The 13,149-nt window shown below is 61.7% G+C and carries 14 protein-coding genes; 8 read left to right on the top strand and 6 right to left on the bottom strand.

Annotation, left to right across the window (positions count from 1 at the left end; translation table 11 throughout):
- Positions 1-813 (bottom strand): C40 family peptidase, encoded by an 813-nt coding sequence (locus PRZ03_RS04540; protein ID WP_338109591.1) that lies wholly within the window; start codon positions 811-813, stop codon positions 1-3.
- Positions 814-1,114: 301 nt separating this feature from the next.
- Between PRZ03_RS04540 and PRZ03_RS04545 the strand changes: the two genes are divergently transcribed.
- A complete protein-coding gene (locus tag PRZ03_RS04545) occupies positions 1,115-1,543 on the top strand; it encodes a YidB family protein (protein ID WP_263532017.1) in 429 nt (142 codons plus the stop codon).
- A 29-nt stretch (positions 1,544-1,572) separates the two neighbouring features.
- Here the strand turns inward: PRZ03_RS04545 and PRZ03_RS04550 are convergent, their stop codons facing one another.
- The 4 genes from PRZ03_RS04550 to PRZ03_RS04565 form a co-directional block, all read right to left on the bottom strand.
- Positions 1,573-2,409, bottom strand: coding sequence for an HAD family hydrolase (locus tag PRZ03_RS04550; protein ID WP_273599212.1), 837 nt, complete (start codon positions 2,407-2,409; stop codon positions 1,573-1,575).
- Between the two features lie 69 nt (positions 2,410-2,478).
- Positions 2,479-4,239 (bottom strand): PhoH family protein, encoded by a 1,761-nt coding sequence (locus PRZ03_RS04555; RefSeq protein ID WP_273599213.1) that lies wholly within the window; start codon positions 4,237-4,239, stop codon positions 2,479-2,481.
- Positions 4,240-4,477: 238 nt separating this feature from the next.
- Positions 4,478-4,957, bottom strand: a complete 480-nt coding sequence (locus tag PRZ03_RS04560; RefSeq protein ID WP_263532020.1) for a peroxiredoxin — start codon at positions 4,955-4,957, stop codon at positions 4,478-4,480.
- 142 nt (positions 4,958-5,099) lie between these two features.
- Positions 5,100-5,474 (bottom strand): Mth938-like domain-containing protein, encoded by a 375-nt coding sequence (locus PRZ03_RS04565; protein ID WP_263532021.1) that lies wholly within the window; start codon positions 5,472-5,474, stop codon positions 5,100-5,102.
- A gap of 191 nt (positions 5,475-5,665) precedes the next feature.
- Between PRZ03_RS04565 and PRZ03_RS04570 the strand changes: the two genes are divergently transcribed.
- Genes PRZ03_RS04570 through speD form a run of 6 tightly spaced genes read left to right on the top strand, consistent with a single transcriptional unit; the run spans position 5,666 to position 11,541 of the window.
- Positions 5,666-6,892, top strand: a complete 1,227-nt coding sequence (locus PRZ03_RS04570) for a pyridoxal phosphate-dependent aminotransferase (RefSeq protein WP_273599348.1) — start codon at positions 5,666-5,668, stop codon at positions 6,890-6,892.
- Positions 6,893-6,937: 45 nt separating this feature from the next.
- Positions 6,938-8,248: a homoserine dehydrogenase gene (locus PRZ03_RS04575; protein ID WP_273599214.1), complete on the top strand. Its 1,311-nt coding sequence runs from the start codon at positions 6,938-6,940 to the stop codon at positions 8,246-8,248.
- Positions 8,245-9,651, top strand: coding sequence for a threonine synthase (gene thrC, locus PRZ03_RS04580; RefSeq protein WP_273599215.1), 1,407 nt, complete (start codon positions 8,245-8,247; stop codon positions 9,649-9,651). Before PRZ03_RS04575 ends, thrC begins: the two co-directional genes overlap by 4 nt.
- Entirely contained in the window at positions 9,644-10,891 is a 1,248-nt protein-coding gene (locus PRZ03_RS04585) for a molybdopterin molybdotransferase MoeA (RefSeq protein WP_273599216.1), read from the top strand. Before thrC ends, PRZ03_RS04585 begins: the two co-directional genes overlap by 8 nt.
- Positions 10,888-11,148 carry a molybdopterin converting factor subunit 1 gene (gene moaD, locus PRZ03_RS04590; protein ID WP_273599217.1) on the top strand — a complete coding sequence of 87 codons (261 nt, stop codon included), beginning with the start codon at positions 10,888-10,890 and terminating at the stop codon, positions 11,146-11,148. Before PRZ03_RS04585 ends, moaD begins: the two co-directional genes overlap by 4 nt.
- A 15-nt stretch (positions 11,149-11,163) precedes the next feature.
- A complete protein-coding gene (gene speD / locus PRZ03_RS04595) occupies positions 11,164-11,541 on the top strand; it encodes an adenosylmethionine decarboxylase (RefSeq protein WP_273599218.1) in 378 nt (125 codons plus the stop codon).
- Here speD and soxR read toward each other — a convergent pair.
- The gene (soxR, locus tag PRZ03_RS04600) at positions 11,483-12,034 is read right to left on the bottom strand and encodes a redox-sensitive transcriptional activator SoxR (protein ID WP_273599219.1); all 552 of its coding nucleotides are present in this window, start codon (positions 12,032-12,034) and stop codon (positions 11,483-11,485) included. The genes speD and soxR overlap by 59 nt on opposite strands.
- An 85-nt stretch (positions 12,035-12,119) precedes the next feature.
- Here soxR and PRZ03_RS04605 point away from each other — a divergent pair, with 85 nt between their 5' ends.
- Complete coding sequence (locus PRZ03_RS04605; RefSeq protein WP_273599220.1) at positions 12,120-13,145, top strand: questin oxidase family protein; 1,026 nt, start codon at positions 12,120-12,122, stop codon at positions 13,143-13,145.
- Positions 13,146-13,149 lie beyond the last annotated feature (4 nt).

Here is a 13,149-nt window from a genome sequence, read left to right on the forward strand (position 1 = left end):
TCAACGGGAACTGTCTACGGCTCCCGCTCCCGCCGACTTCAGGTCGGCGCGACGTGCGCCGGTGAAGCGTTTGGCCCAATAGGCTTCACGCATATCTTCCACCCGCACGGCGCCGCCGACACGGGGTGAGTGGATGAACTTGCCTTCGCCGACATAGATACCCACATGCGAGAAGGTGCGCTTCATGGTGTTGAAAAACACCAGATCGCCGGGCTTGAGTTCGTCCCGCTTGACGGTCAGCAGATTCGACATCTTGGCCTGTTCGTCGGCGCGGCGCGGCAAGATCATGCCGACGCTGGATTCAAAAATATGGCGGGTAAAGCCGCTGCAGTCAAAGCCACTTTCCACCGAGGAGCCGCCTCGGGTGTAGCGCACGCCCAGGAAGTTCATCGACGAGATCACCAGATTGGATGCAGCGTCGCGCACCTGCTCCATCAAGCGGCCCGGCTCGATTTGCCCTTGCGACAAGAAGCCTCGTTCCTGCAGAAACCGACTGACCGGATCGGCTGCCGGATTTGCCACAGTCGCACTCAGCGCGGACGGCTGAATGGCTGAGCTCGGTGATGCGGCCGATGCGGATGTTGCAACAGCTGCTGCCGCAACAAGGGCTGGTGGCGGCGCGGCTTTCGCCGCAGTTGAGCCCTGCACGAGACTCCATCCCAAGGCGCCGGTGACCATGCCGGGCGGCGGCGCGTTTTGCGCTTGGCTTGCCGTACTGACACACAAGAGCAAACCGACCGCGCTGGCCGTCAGGCGGCGCAGGGTCCAGATAGTTTTGAGCGGGGAGGGGTGGCAGTGGCTGGCGTCGAGCATGGTGTTCGGCGCGCAGCTTAGGCGGGGGCTGTTGCAGGTGTCAAGCAGTCAGTCGTCTAGCTAAGGGAAAGCAAGGGAAAGCCCGCAGCAAGTCGGGATCTAGAGCTTAGATTTTAACGTGGATTCAGGGTAATCCCGAGTTTTGCCCGATGTGGCTCGTCAATGGCCGAGAACAGTTAGGCCCAAGCGTGATTTTGTTGGCTCCTAACTTTTTTTCACAGGGGATCACGGCTGCGCGTAGACAATCCGAACGCGATGAATTGCATCGTGTTTGTATATAGGGGAGCGCATTATGGGTTTGATGGATTCTTTGATTGGTGCTGCGACGCAGGCCTTGGCGGGTCAAGGGCAAGGGCATGGCGGCAGCGGCCCGGACTGGGTCGGCATTGTCTCGGGTCTACTGGCCAATGGCTCGGCGCAAGGCGGCTTGGGCGGCTTGTTGAAGCAGTTGGAAGGTGCCGGTTTGGGCGAGCAGGTGCAGTCCTGGGTCGGGCATGGAGCCAATCAGCCGGTGTCGGGTGATCAACTGAGCTCGGCCTTGGGCGGTGATCTGATGTCGCAATTGGCCGCGCAGGCCGGCGTTTCGCACGCCGAGGCCGGCTCGCAGCTCAGCCAGATGTTGCCGGAGATCATCAATATGCTGACGCCGCATGGCGAAGTGCCGGCCGCTGGTGCCGGCGGCTTGGGTGATTTGGCCGGCATGTTGGGCGGCTTGCTCAAGCAGGCTTGAGCTCTGTCTATCGGCGCTGAGCTTGATCCTCAGCGCTTCCAGTCAGCATCGATAAAGCGCAGCACGCTGTCTTCATGGTGAGGCCCGATCACCTGATGGGCTTCATCTTTGACCGCCGCAATGGCGTTGGCGACCGCGATGCCGCGGTGTGCGGCGCGCAGCATCTTGATGTCGTTGACATGATCGCCGAACACCACCACTTCGCGTTCTTGCAGGCCGTAGCGTTCGGCCAAGGTTTTGATGGCCTGGTCCTTGGTGGCGCGCCGGTCGTGCACGGTCAGCCAGGGCCAATCGGGTTTGTAGAGGTCCTCGGCGAGATGGGTTTCCACCGCATCCCCGCATAACTCGTCAATCGCGGCTTGTAGCGCCGCCAGTGGCCCTTCGCGGTCCACCACCACAAAGGTCACGGCCGGTGTCCCTAACTCGTCTTGCAGACGGGCCGTATGACGCAGGCGCGGGTCGGCATTGCGCTTGCGCTCGTCGACAAAGGCTTGCTGCGCCTCGTTGTGCACCGATTGGTAGAAGAGCTGATCGCCCTTGGGGCCATGGGTCGATATAAAAGGCATCAGGCCGTGTTGGCGGATCAGCGCGAACACGGCTTGGCTCAAGGCCGGCTCTATCGCGTGCACCAGTTCGTGCCTGCCGCTTGCCATCTCGCTGATATAGGCGCCGTTCGACGAAATAACGGGTAAGCGCAGCGGCAAGTCACCCAGGATCTGGCGAATGGAAGAGACGTGGCGCGCGCTGGCGACGGTGAAGGTCAGCCCTTGGTCGAGGAGTTGCAGCAGGCCGGCCCGGGTGCTGGGTGCCAACTTGCCCTGCTGGTCCAGCAAGGTGCCGTCAAGATCTGAAACGTAGAAACTCATTTTTGATTTGAAAAGTGAAAAGGGCGACCGCTCGGCCGCCCTAGTGTGAGAGCTGGACGCTGCCCGAGTTCAGAGTACTTCGGAGGCGAAATCCGCCAGTCTTGAGCGCTCGCCGCGCGCCAGCGTCACATGGCCGCTGTGGGCCCAGCCCTTGAAGCGGTCCACTGCAAAGGTCAGGCCGGAGCTACCCTCGGTCAGATAGGGCGTGTCGATCTGCGCCAAGTTGCCCAGGCAAACGATCTTGGTGCCGGGGCCGGCTCGCGTGATCAGTGTCTTCATCTGCTTGGGCGTCAGGTTCTGCGCCTCATCGATGATCACGTACTTGTTCAAGAAGGTGCGGCCACGCATGAAGTTCATGCTCTTGATCTTGATCTTGCTGCGCACCAAGTCGTTGGTGGCAGCGCGACCCCATTCGCCGGCGGTGTTATCGCCGCGACCCAGCACCTCCATATTGTCGTCCAGCGCGCCCATCCAGGGGCTCATCTTCTCTTCTTCGGTGCCGGGCAGGAAACCGATGTCTTCGCCCACCGGCACGGTCACGCGGGTGACGATGATCTCGGAATAGCGCCGCTCATCCAGTACTTGTGACAGGCCCGCCGCCAGCGTCATCAAGGTCTTGCCGGTGCCGGCGGTGCCGGTCAGTGTGACGAAATCGACATCGGGGTCCATCAGCAAATTCAGCGCAAAGTTCTGCTCGCGGTTGCGGGCGGTCACTCCCCAGACCTTGTGCTTTTGATTGCCATAGTCTTTCAGCGTGCGCAGCACGGCGGTCTTGCCGGTGATCTCCAGCACCTTGGCATAGAGCGGCGCGGCACCTGGGGCCTCCAGGTAGATCAGTTCATTGACCAGCAGAGACGGCACCAGTGGCCCGCTGATGCGGTAGAAGGTGATGCCGCCCTGGCTCCAGCTCTCCATGGTCTTGCCGTGGCGCTCCCAAAAGTCGGCCGGCAGGGCTTGCACGCCGGTGTAGAGCAGGTCGGAGTCTTCCAGCGTCTTGTCGTTGCGGTAGTCCTCGGTCGGCAGGCCCAGGGCACGCGCCTTGATCCGCATATTGATGTCCTTGGACACCAGCACGACCTCGCGGCCCGGCTCCTTCAGCTTCAGCGCCGTCACCACCGCGAGGATCTGGTTATCGGCCTTGCCTTGGGGCAGGCCCGGCGGCAGCGGCGCGTCAACCAACTGTGTTTGGAAGAACAGCTTGCCGCCGGCTTCGCGGTGGCCGGTGTGGTTCAAGGGTAGGCCCTTGGCCATTTCTTCCAGTCCACTGCTCTTGAGGCCGCCGGCAAGGTTGTCCAGTTCGCGGCTGACCTGACGCACATTGCGCGCCACCTCGGTCATGCCCTTTTTGTGGCCGTCCATTTCCTCCAAGGTGATCATGGGCAGATAGATGTCGTGTTCCTCGAATCGGAACAAGCACATCGGGTCATGCATCAGCACATTGGTGTCCAGCACAAACAGCTTGGGTGCACCGGCCGCTGCCGCCTTCTTCGACTTGCTGGTCTTGGGCTGGGCGGCAGACTCGGCCGAAGCGAGCTTGGCGGCCGTGGTCGCTGCCGGTCTGGTCTTGGCGCCGGTCGCGCGTGGCGGCGCAAAGGTTGTTTGCACGTCTTGGGTGGTCGTTACGGGCGTTGCGGCCTTGCTGCTGGCTGCTGGTTTGGTGCTGGCAACGGCAACTGGCGCGGCCTGACTGACAGCGGGCGCCGGCTTGGCCGCGGCGACAGGCGGCGCTGACTTGCGCGGCGCATCAGGCTTGCTGACGGCCAAGTTGGCCTCGAAGGCGGAAGACTCCAGGCGGCTGGCACGTTTGGTCGGGGGCTTGGGCAGGGGCATGGTGGGCGTCAGTCTGCGTTGAAAAATGGGGTCCGAGGGTGATCTGGTCGCGCGCAAAAAACAAAAGCCGCACAGACAGCTGTGCGGCTTTGGGGTTTGGCTTTGCGGCTCTCGGGCATGGACCCATTATGCACAAAGCGTGATGACACCAAATGAAGGTCTTGGCCCAAGAAAAAACCGGCCGGGCTTGGACAGCGCGGGCCGGTTTTCTGAGGGTTCAATGCAGCGGGTGCAAGGCTCAGGCAATTTCCTTCTTCAGGTTGCCGACTTCCTTCAGCACTTCATCGACATGGCCGGCGACCTTGATGCCGCGCCATTCGGCTCGCAGCACGCCGGTCGCATCGATCAAGAAGGTCGAACGCTCGATGCCTTTGACCTTTTTGCCGTACATGATCTTGTTCTTGACCACGCCAAACATATGGCAGAGCTTTTCTTCGGTGTCGGCAATCAGCTCGAAGGGCAGCTCAAGCGTTTGCTTGAACTTGTCGTGCGAAGCCATGTTGTCGCGCGAAACTCCAAGCACAACCGTGCCGGATTTCACAAAGTCTTTGTAGCGGTCACGGAATTGCATCGCCTCGGTGGTACAACCCGGGGTATTGTCCTTCGGGTAGAAGAACAACACGACGGCATGTCCGAGGTAGGTGTGCGGAGTGAACTTCACGCCTCCCGTGGCAAGGGCTTCAATTTCCGGGAGAGGTTTGTTGAGCGCTGGCGTCATTTGGCGATGTATGTATGATGCGCCCGAGTAGGCATAGCTGCTGATTATACGTTGTTCGGCGTGACGGTCCGGCGACGAGGGCTCAAGCGGCTCTGTGGCCCTGCCAAGTCCCGTGAGGCCTGCCTAAAAAGCGCGGCCGCTTTCAGGCCTCAATCAAAAGCGCCGCCAAAACATTGCGCCCTTCGCTGGCCAGTACGTTGTAGGTGCGGCAGGCCGCCGCCAGATCCATGGTTTCCACGCCGATCCGGGCCTGGATCAAGCTTTGGTACAAGGCCGGCTTGGCAAACCTGATGCGAGCGCCGCTGCCGAAAATCACCAACTCGGGCTTCAGGCTCAAGATCTGTTCGAAGTGCAGCTCCGTCAGGTCTTCAAAGCGCTGCAAGCTCCAGGCCTGTACTTCGCCCTTCCAAGGTACGAGCAGGCTCGCCGCATAGGCTTCCCCGTTGACCCAAACGGTGCGTCCATCATGCTTTGAAATGCTGTTGCCGCCTTGCGGCTCATCGAGTTGGAATTTCATGACGGGATCAGAGCGCTTAAAGCGTTGAAGAAAGGCTGACGAATTTCAAGGAGTTCGGCCGGCGCTCGCGGCGCTCTTTGCCGCCGGGCCACCAGCCTGTGATTAAATTGTACGTTTTGCGGCGCAGCATTTCTGCGCGCTGAGCCGCTTTCCCTCGCGCCCCCCGCCATGTTTGAGGAGTTCCAGTCTTGTTGAAGCCCATGCTCAAGTCCCGCAAATTGGCCAATGTCTGCTATGACATCCGCGGGCCCGTGCTCGACAAGGCCCGGCAAATGGAGGAGGAGGGGCACAAGATCATCAAGCTGAACATCGGCAATATCGCCGCCTTCGGTATCGAGCCTCCGGATGAGATCGTGCAGGACATGATCCGCAATCTGCCTGCTGCGGCTGGCTACACCGACTCCAAGGGCCTGTTCGCCCCGCGCAAGGCGGTGGTGCATTACTGCCAGGAAAAGAAGATCGCCGGCGTCACCATCGACGATGTCTACCTCGGCAACGGCGCGTCCGAGTTGATCACCATGAGCATGAATGCCCTGCTCAACGGCGACGACGAAATCCTGGTGCCAGCACCCGACTATCCGCTGTGGACAGCGTCGGTCGCCCTGGCCGGCGGAAGGCCTGTGCATTATGTGTGTGACGAGCAAGCCGACTGGATGCCGGATGTGGCCGACATCCGCCGCAAAATCACGCCCAATACCAAGGGCATCGTCGTCATCAACCCGAACAACCCGACCGGCGCGCTTTACCCTGACAGCGTGCTGCTGGAAATCGTCGAGATCGCCCGCCAGCACCAGCTGATCATCTTTGCCGACGAGATCTACGACAAGACACTCTACGACGGCAATGTGCATACCAGCCTGGCTTCGCTGGCTGATGATGTGTTGTTCGTGACCTTCAACGGCCTGTCCAAGAACTACCGCTCCTGCGGCTACCGCGCCGGCTGGATGATTGTTTCGGGCGAGAAGCGCCATGCGCAGGACTACATCACCGGCCTGAATATGCTGGCCTCGATGCGCTTATGCGCCAACACGCCGGGTCAGTTGGCGATTCAGACCGCCTTGGGCGGCTACCAGAGCATCAACGACCTGGTCGCACCAAGCGGCCGCCTGTGCCGCCAGCGTGACCTCGCCTACGACTTGCTGACGCAGATTCCTGGCGTCAGCGTGGTCAAGCCGAAAGCGGCTTTGTATATGTTCCCCCGCCTGGACCCGAAGATCTACCCGATCGAGGATGACCAGCAATTCGCCTATGAATTGCTGGCCGAGGAAAAGGTGTTGATCGTGCAAGGGACGGGCTTCAACTGGATAGCCCCCGATCATTTCCGGCTCGTTTTTCTGCCCAACTCCGACGACCTGCGGGAAGCGGTGGGGCGAATCGAGCGTTTCCTGACGCATTACCGCAAGCGGGCCGGGCGCTAGTCGCCGGACGCCTTAGTTTTTTAGCGAAGAGCAGAGAGAACTCCCATGAAAGCGATCAAAGTTGGCCTGCTGGGCATTGGTACCGTGGGCAGCGGCACTTTCAATGTGCTGCGTCGCAACAGCCAAGAAATCCGTGGCCGCGCCGGCCGGGGCATCGAGATCACGATGGTGAGCCGCCGCAATGTGGCGCTGGCCAAGCAAATCGTCGGCGAGGGTGTGACCGTGACGGCCGACCCCTTCGACATCATTCGCAACCCCGAGATTGACATCGTCGTCGAGACCATCGGTGGCTGTGACCTGGCGCGCACGCTGGTGCTGGAAGCGATTGCTGCCGGCAAGCATGTGGTGACGGCCAACAAGGCCCTCGTGGCCGTGCATGGCACCGAGATCTTCGCGGCTGCACGCGAAAAAGGCGTGATGGTTGCTTTCGAAGCGGCCGTGGCCGGCGGCATTCCCATCATCAAAGCCTTGCGTGAAGGTCTGACGGCCAACCGCATTGAGTGGATTGCCGGCATCATCAACGGCACGACCAATTTCATCCTCTCCGAGATGCGCAGCAAGGGCCTGGACTTTGCCACCGTGTTGAAGGAGGCGCAGCGCCTGGGCTATGCCGAGTCCGACCCGACCTTCGATGTTGAAGGTGTGGACGCGGCGCACAAGCTGACCATCATGAGCGCAATCGCTTTTGGGGTGCCGGTGCAGTTCGACAAGGCCCATGTCGAGGGCATCAGCCAGTTGCAGGCGGCCGACATCAAATATGCCGAACAACTCGGTTACCGCATCAAGCTGCTGGGCCTGACGCGCAGGCGCGAGAAAGGCATCGAGCTGCGCGTGCACCCGACCTTGGTGCCGATCACGCGCTTGATCGCCAATGTGGAGGGGGCGATGAATGCGGTGGTGGTGCAGGGCGATGCTGTCGGCACCACGCTGTACTACGGCAAGGGTGCGGGCGCCGAGCCGACCGCCTCGGCCATCATCGCCGACCTGGTCGACATCACCCGCTTGCACACCGCTGACCCCGATCACCGCGTGCCGCATCTGGCCTTCCAGCCCGATGCCATCAGCGACACCGCCATTCTGCCGATGGAAGATGTGCTGAGCAGCTACTACCTGCGCTTGCGGGTGGCCGACGAGGCCGGCGTCTTGTCCAGCATCACCACCATCTTGGCCGAGAGCGATATCTCGATCGATGCGGTGCTGCAGCGCGAATCTGCTGATGGTGAGCGTCAGACCGATCTGATCATCCTGACGCATGAAACCAGCGAAGGCGGCATGAACAAGGCCTTGGCACGCATGCAAGGTTTGCCGACCGTGCTGGCGCCTATCGTGCGACTGCGCAAGGAAGAGTTGGCATGAAGTACATCAGTACCCGTGGCGACAAGACCGAGCGTGCTTTTTGCGAAATCCTGCTGGAAGGCCTGGCGCCCGATGGTGGCCTTTATTTGCCGGTGAGCTATCCGCAGATCGACGCAGCGAAGCTGAGCAAGTGGCGAGCCTTAAGCTACGCCGATCTGGCCTTCGAGATCTTGTCGCTCTATATCGACGACATCCCGACAGAAGACTTGCGCGCGATTGCCCGCCGGACCTATACCGAGGCGGTGTTCGGCACGCCTGAAATCACGCCGCTGAAGGTCTTGGAGCCCGGCTTGGCCCTGCAAGCCTTGTCCAATGGCCCGACGCTGGCCTTCAAGGACATGGCCATGCAATTGCTCGGTCAGTTGTTCGAGTACGAATTGAAGCGCCGTGGCGAGACGCTCAACATCCTTGGTGCGACCTCGGGTGACACCGGCAGCGCGGCCGAGTACGCGATGCGCGGCAAGGCAGGCGTCAATGTCTTCATGCTCAGCCCCCATGGCCGCATGAGCCCGTTCCAGCAGGCGCAGATGTTCAGCCTGCAAGACGCGAACATCCACAATATCGCCATCGAAGGCGTGTTCGATGATTGCCAGGACATCGTCAAGGCGGTGTCCAATGACCTGGACTTCAAACGCAAGTACAAAATCGGCACCGTCAATTCGATCAATTGGGCGCGTCTGCTCGCTCAAGTTGTTTATTACTTCGCCGGCTACTTCCAAGCCACGAAGTCGAACGACGAGAAGGTCAGCTTCACCGTCCCTTCCGGCAATTTCGGCAATGTCTGCGCCGGCCATGTCGCGCGCATGATGGGCCTGCCCATCGCGAATCTGGTCGTGGCGACGAACGAGAACGATGTGCTGGACGAATTCTTCCGCACCGGCGTCTATCGCGTGCGCGGCAGTGCGGATACGCATGAGACCTCCAGTCCTTCGATGGATATCTCCAAGGCCAGCAATTTCGAGCGCTTTGTGTTTGACCTCTTGGGACGCGACGGCGCGAGGGTGAAATCGCTGTTTGATGACGCCATCGCCAAGGCTGGACGTTTCGAGATCAGCGCCGCCGAGCATGCGCAGATTCAGCCCTATGGCTTTGTCTCCGGCTCCAGCAGCCATGCCGACCGTCTGGCGACGATCCGCTCGACCTATGAAACATACGGCGTCATCGTCGACACCCATACCGCTGACGGCCTGAAGGTGGCGCTGGAATACCGCCAACCTGGTACCACGATGCTGGTCTTGGAGACCGCCTTGCCGGTGAAGTTCGCTGCCACGATTGAAGAGGCCTTGAGCTTGACGCCGCCGCGTCCGGCCGGTTTGGAAAACATCGAGTCGCTGCCCAAGCGTGTGAGCGTGATGCCGGTCGACGTTCAAGCAGTCAAGTCCTTTATCCAAGCTCATGTCTGAAGCTGCCCCTCATCGTCTGGCCATGCAAAGCCTGGACGAAGCGCTGGAGCGCTTGCTGTCGACCGTCCAGCCGCTGGGGCTGAGCGAACGACTGCCCACTGGCGACGCGCTGGGTCGGGTGCTGGCCGAGCCGGTGGTGTCGCTGATCGATGTGCCGCCGGCCGATAACAGCAGCATGGATGGTTATGCGCTGTGCGCCGCCGATGTGGCAGCAAGCGACGCGGTCCTGCCGGTCGCTCAGCGCGTACCGGCCGGCGTTGTTGGCGCGGTCCACCAAGCGGGCACGGCGGCGCGCATTTTTACCGGCGCGCAGATTCCCGTCGGCGCCGATGCGGTCGTCATGCAAGAGCAATGCGAGGCGCTGGCCGTGGACCTTGCAAGTGAGGGTCTGGGCAGCGTTCGCGTCAATGCCCAGGTGCAAGCGGGACAGTGGATTCGGCGGCGTGGAGAGGATGTGGAGCAAGGCGCCACGGTGCTGGCGGCGGGCTGCCGGCTTGATGCTGCCGCTCTAGGCTTGGCCGCTTCGGTGGGCGCGGCTCAGCTGACGGTCGCACGCCGGCCACGCGTGGCGCTGTTCTCGACCGGTGACGAGTTGGTGATGCCGGGCGAGCCCCTCAAGCCCGGTGCCATTTACAACTCCAACCGATTTACGCTGCGCGCGATGCTGCAAGGCCTGGGCTGCGAGGTGATCGACTTAGGCATCGTTCCCGACAAACTCGACGCCACCCGCGCCGCCTTGCGTGAGGCGGCTGGCCAGGCCGACCTGATCATCACCTCGGGCGGTGTCTCGGTCGGCGAGGAAGATCATCTGCGTCCGGCCGTACAAGCCGAAGGCAGTTTGGATTTGTGGCAGATTGCGATCAAGCCTGGCAAGCCTCTGGCTTTCGGTCGCGTGGGCGGAGCTTGGTTCATTGGCTTGCCCGGCAATCCGGTCTCCAGCTTCGTCACCTTTGCCTTGGCTGTAAGGCCGGTGATTCTGCGCATGCAGGGCGCTACAAAGCTGCAGCCGCGCAGCTTCATGTTGCGGGCCGATTTCGATTGGCCCAAAGCCGACAGGCGGCGCGAGTTTTTGCGTGTGCGGCTCAATGAGGCCGGCGGATTGGACCTTTTCCCCAATCAGAGTTCGGGTGTACTGACCTCTGCCGTCTGGGCCGATGGCCTGCTGGACAATCCGGCCGGCCAGGCCTTTGAAGCCGGGCATTCTGTGCGTTACTTGCCGATGACTGAGCTGCTGACATGAATGCCATCACCATCAATCTGCGTTTCTTTGCATCACTGCGCGAGCGCTTCGGTGCGAGTGAGACGCTGAGCTTGGCGGCCGGCACGACGGTCGGTGAGTTGCGTGACTTGCTGCTGGCCCGCTCGGACGCCCATGCCGAACAGCTGGCGCGCAGTCGCGCGGTCCGCTGTGCCTTGAATCAGCAGTTGTGCGCCGAAGATGCCGTCATCCAAGACGGCGCCGAAGTCGCCTTCTTCCCACCCGTCACCGGCGGCTGAGCCGGCCGCGCCAATATGCGGGGCCTGCACCTGACCGCTGATTTGAGCGGTGTCCGAGCCGACCTTGTCTTGATGCTTGATCCGGCTGCCTTGCAAGCACTTTGCGTGGGTGCGGTGGCAGCGGCTGAGCTGGGTGCTGTGGCCGAGCTGTTTCACCGCTTCACGCCGGCTCCCGGTGAAACGCAGTCCGGCATCACCGGGGTGATGCTGCTGGCCGAATCCCATCTGGCTGTTCACACCTGGCCCGAGTTGGGCGGTGTGACGCTGGATGTCTATGTGTGCAATATGGGCCAGGACAATAGCGCCAAGGCGCGGGCCTTGATGGGCGAGTTGATCAAGGCTTTCGCACCCGAACAGGTGCAGCAGCAGGCTTTGCAGCGCGGCCTGACTTAGCTGCCCCGTCCATCACGGCCTGCGCGCTGTCACCGAGCAAATAGCGGGCCCCGGGTCCGGCCTTTGCCGCCGTGTCGGCCGGGTTGTAGAGCGCGCATTTGCTCAGTGACAAGCAGCCGCAGCCGATACAGGCGCTCAAGGTGTCGCGCAACTGGGTCAGCTCGGCAATGCGTTGATCCAACACCGGCCGCCAGCCGCTGGACAGGCGTTGCCAGTCGGCGGCGTTGGGCGTGCGCCCATCGGGCAACTGGCTCAAAGCAGCGCGAATTTGTTCCAGGCTCAGCCCGACAGTTTGTGCCGCGCGGATGAAGGCGATGCGGCGCAAATCTCCCCGCGCGTAATGGCGCCGGCCGCCTTCGCTGCGCTGGCTGCCCAGCAGGCCTTGTTCCTCATAAAAACGCAGCGCACTGGCGGCTACGCCGCTGCGCCGCACGACCTCGCCGATCGGCAGGCGTGTCTGTGCGTCCTGAAGCTTGGCGGGAGAGTTGGGCACGGGCGACCTCGTTCGAGAAAAATGTTGACTTCAAGTTAACTTGAACTTTCAGTATAGGGGCCTTGCTAGCTCAATCAAGCTCATCATGACTCACGTACAAGCACACACATTTGCACTTGCCCCTTGGCTGGAACTCAATTTGCGGCAATTTCCGCTCGAGTACGGTGATCAACTCAGCAGCCATCTGCCCATGGCCTTGCATGCCCTGCACAGCCTGGGTGCCGACGAGGCGCGCATGGCCGCGTTTTTCAATAGCTATGGCCGTCGATTTGAAGGCATGGCGGCGCCGTCTCCGGCCGCGCCGCCGCAGGACTGGCTGAGCTTGTGGGGCGACTGGTCGGCCTACAGTGCCTTGCGCTGCTATTTTGACTTGGCCTTGGCGGCGGAAGGTCGGGACGTGCTGCTGCGCCGGGTCTTGCCCGAGCTGCTGCCGGGCGTTTCGGCGGTCGCCTTTCACGGTGCGATTCGGCTGGCTCATGCCTTAGAGGGCGGGCACATCGGCGAGCTAGCCGCTGCTTTGGCCTACTGGGCGAGCCGCTGGCAGCAACTGCCGGCGCCTTTGGTGCACAGTGGTGTCGAGCCCTTGAGCTTGTCTGCTTGGTCTGAGCGTTTGGTGGCCAGCGCGTCCACCTGGCGCAGTGAGGCACCCTTGATTTTTCTGCGCATGATGGAGGCCAGCGCCAGGCCGGTGTTTGCCGAGTTGGTTTGGGCAGCGCCTTCTCCTGCGCCGACCTTGCTGGCTCGCGTGGCGGAGCTGGCAAGCCTGGCCTTGGGCTACTACTTGCACAGCGCCAATTTCACTGTGCTGCACATGATCACCGGTCTGCGCGCTGTGCGTGTTCTCGGGCCTTGGCTGCCGCAAGACGCACAGTTTCAAGCCTCAGCCCAGGCTGTACTGACCCAGGCCTTTGTTGCCGCCTACCTGGCCGGGCGCGTGCAGCGGCGTGAAGCGCCTGTTGATCAGCTGGGCCTGAGTTGGCCCGCGCTGGCCAAGCAAGCAAGCCTGTCCGACGATGATCACACCATCAAGCTGGTCCATGCATGCCAGGAGGAGTGGGCCGTCTATGGTGATGCGCGTTACTTGCAAGCTGCGGCTTTTGCCCTGCGATGAAGTG

The organism is Roseateles albus, assembly GCF_028595345.1.
GTDB lineage: Bacteria > Pseudomonadota > Gammaproteobacteria > Burkholderiales > Burkholderiaceae_C > Paucibacter_A > Paucibacter_A albus.

What these genes read in the sequence shown, in the direction of transcription:
- PRZ03_RS04560 (WP_263532020.1), bottom strand. Translation starts at nt 4,957, where the DNA reads ATGACGCCAGCGCTCAACAAACCTCTCCCGGAAATTGAAGCCCTTGCC.
- PRZ03_RS04585 (WP_273599216.1), top strand. Translation starts at nt 9,644, where the DNA reads ATGTCTGAAGCTGCCCCTCATCGTCTGGCCATGCAAAGCCTGGACGAA.
- PRZ03_RS04575 (WP_273599214.1), top strand. Translation starts at nt 6,938, where the DNA reads ATGAAAGCGATCAAAGTTGGCCTGCTGGGCATTGGTACCGTGGGCAGC.
- speD (WP_273599218.1), top strand. Translation starts at nt 11,164, where the DNA reads ATGCGGGGCCTGCACCTGACCGCTGATTTGAGCGGTGTCCGAGCCGAC.
- PRZ03_RS04605 (WP_273599220.1), top strand. Translation starts at nt 12,120, where the DNA reads ATGACTCACGTACAAGCACACACATTTGCACTTGCCCCTTGGCTGGAA.
- thrC (WP_273599215.1), top strand. Translation starts at nt 8,245, where the DNA reads ATGAAGTACATCAGTACCCGTGGCGACAAGACCGAGCGTGCTTTTTGC.
- PRZ03_RS04540 (WP_338109591.1), bottom strand. Translation starts at nt 813, where the DNA reads ATGCTCGACGCCAGCCACTGCCACCCCTCCCCGCTCAAAACTATCTGG.
- PRZ03_RS04545 (WP_263532017.1), top strand. Translation starts at nt 1,115, where the DNA reads ATGGATTCTTTGATTGGTGCTGCGACGCAGGCCTTGGCGGGTCAAGGG.
- PRZ03_RS04565 (WP_263532021.1), bottom strand. Translation starts at nt 5,474, where the DNA reads ATGAAATTCCAACTCGATGAGCCGCAAGGCGGCAACAGCATTTCAAAG.
- PRZ03_RS04550 (WP_273599212.1), bottom strand. Translation starts at nt 2,409, where the DNA reads ATGAGTTTCTACGTTTCAGATCTTGACGGCACCTTGCTGGACCAGCAG.
- moaD (WP_273599217.1), top strand. Translation starts at nt 10,888, where the DNA reads ATGAATGCCATCACCATCAATCTGCGTTTCTTTGCATCACTGCGCGAG.
- PRZ03_RS04555 (WP_273599213.1), bottom strand. Translation starts at nt 4,239, where the DNA reads ATGCCCCTGCCCAAGCCCCCGACCAAACGTGCCAGCCGCCTGGAGTCT.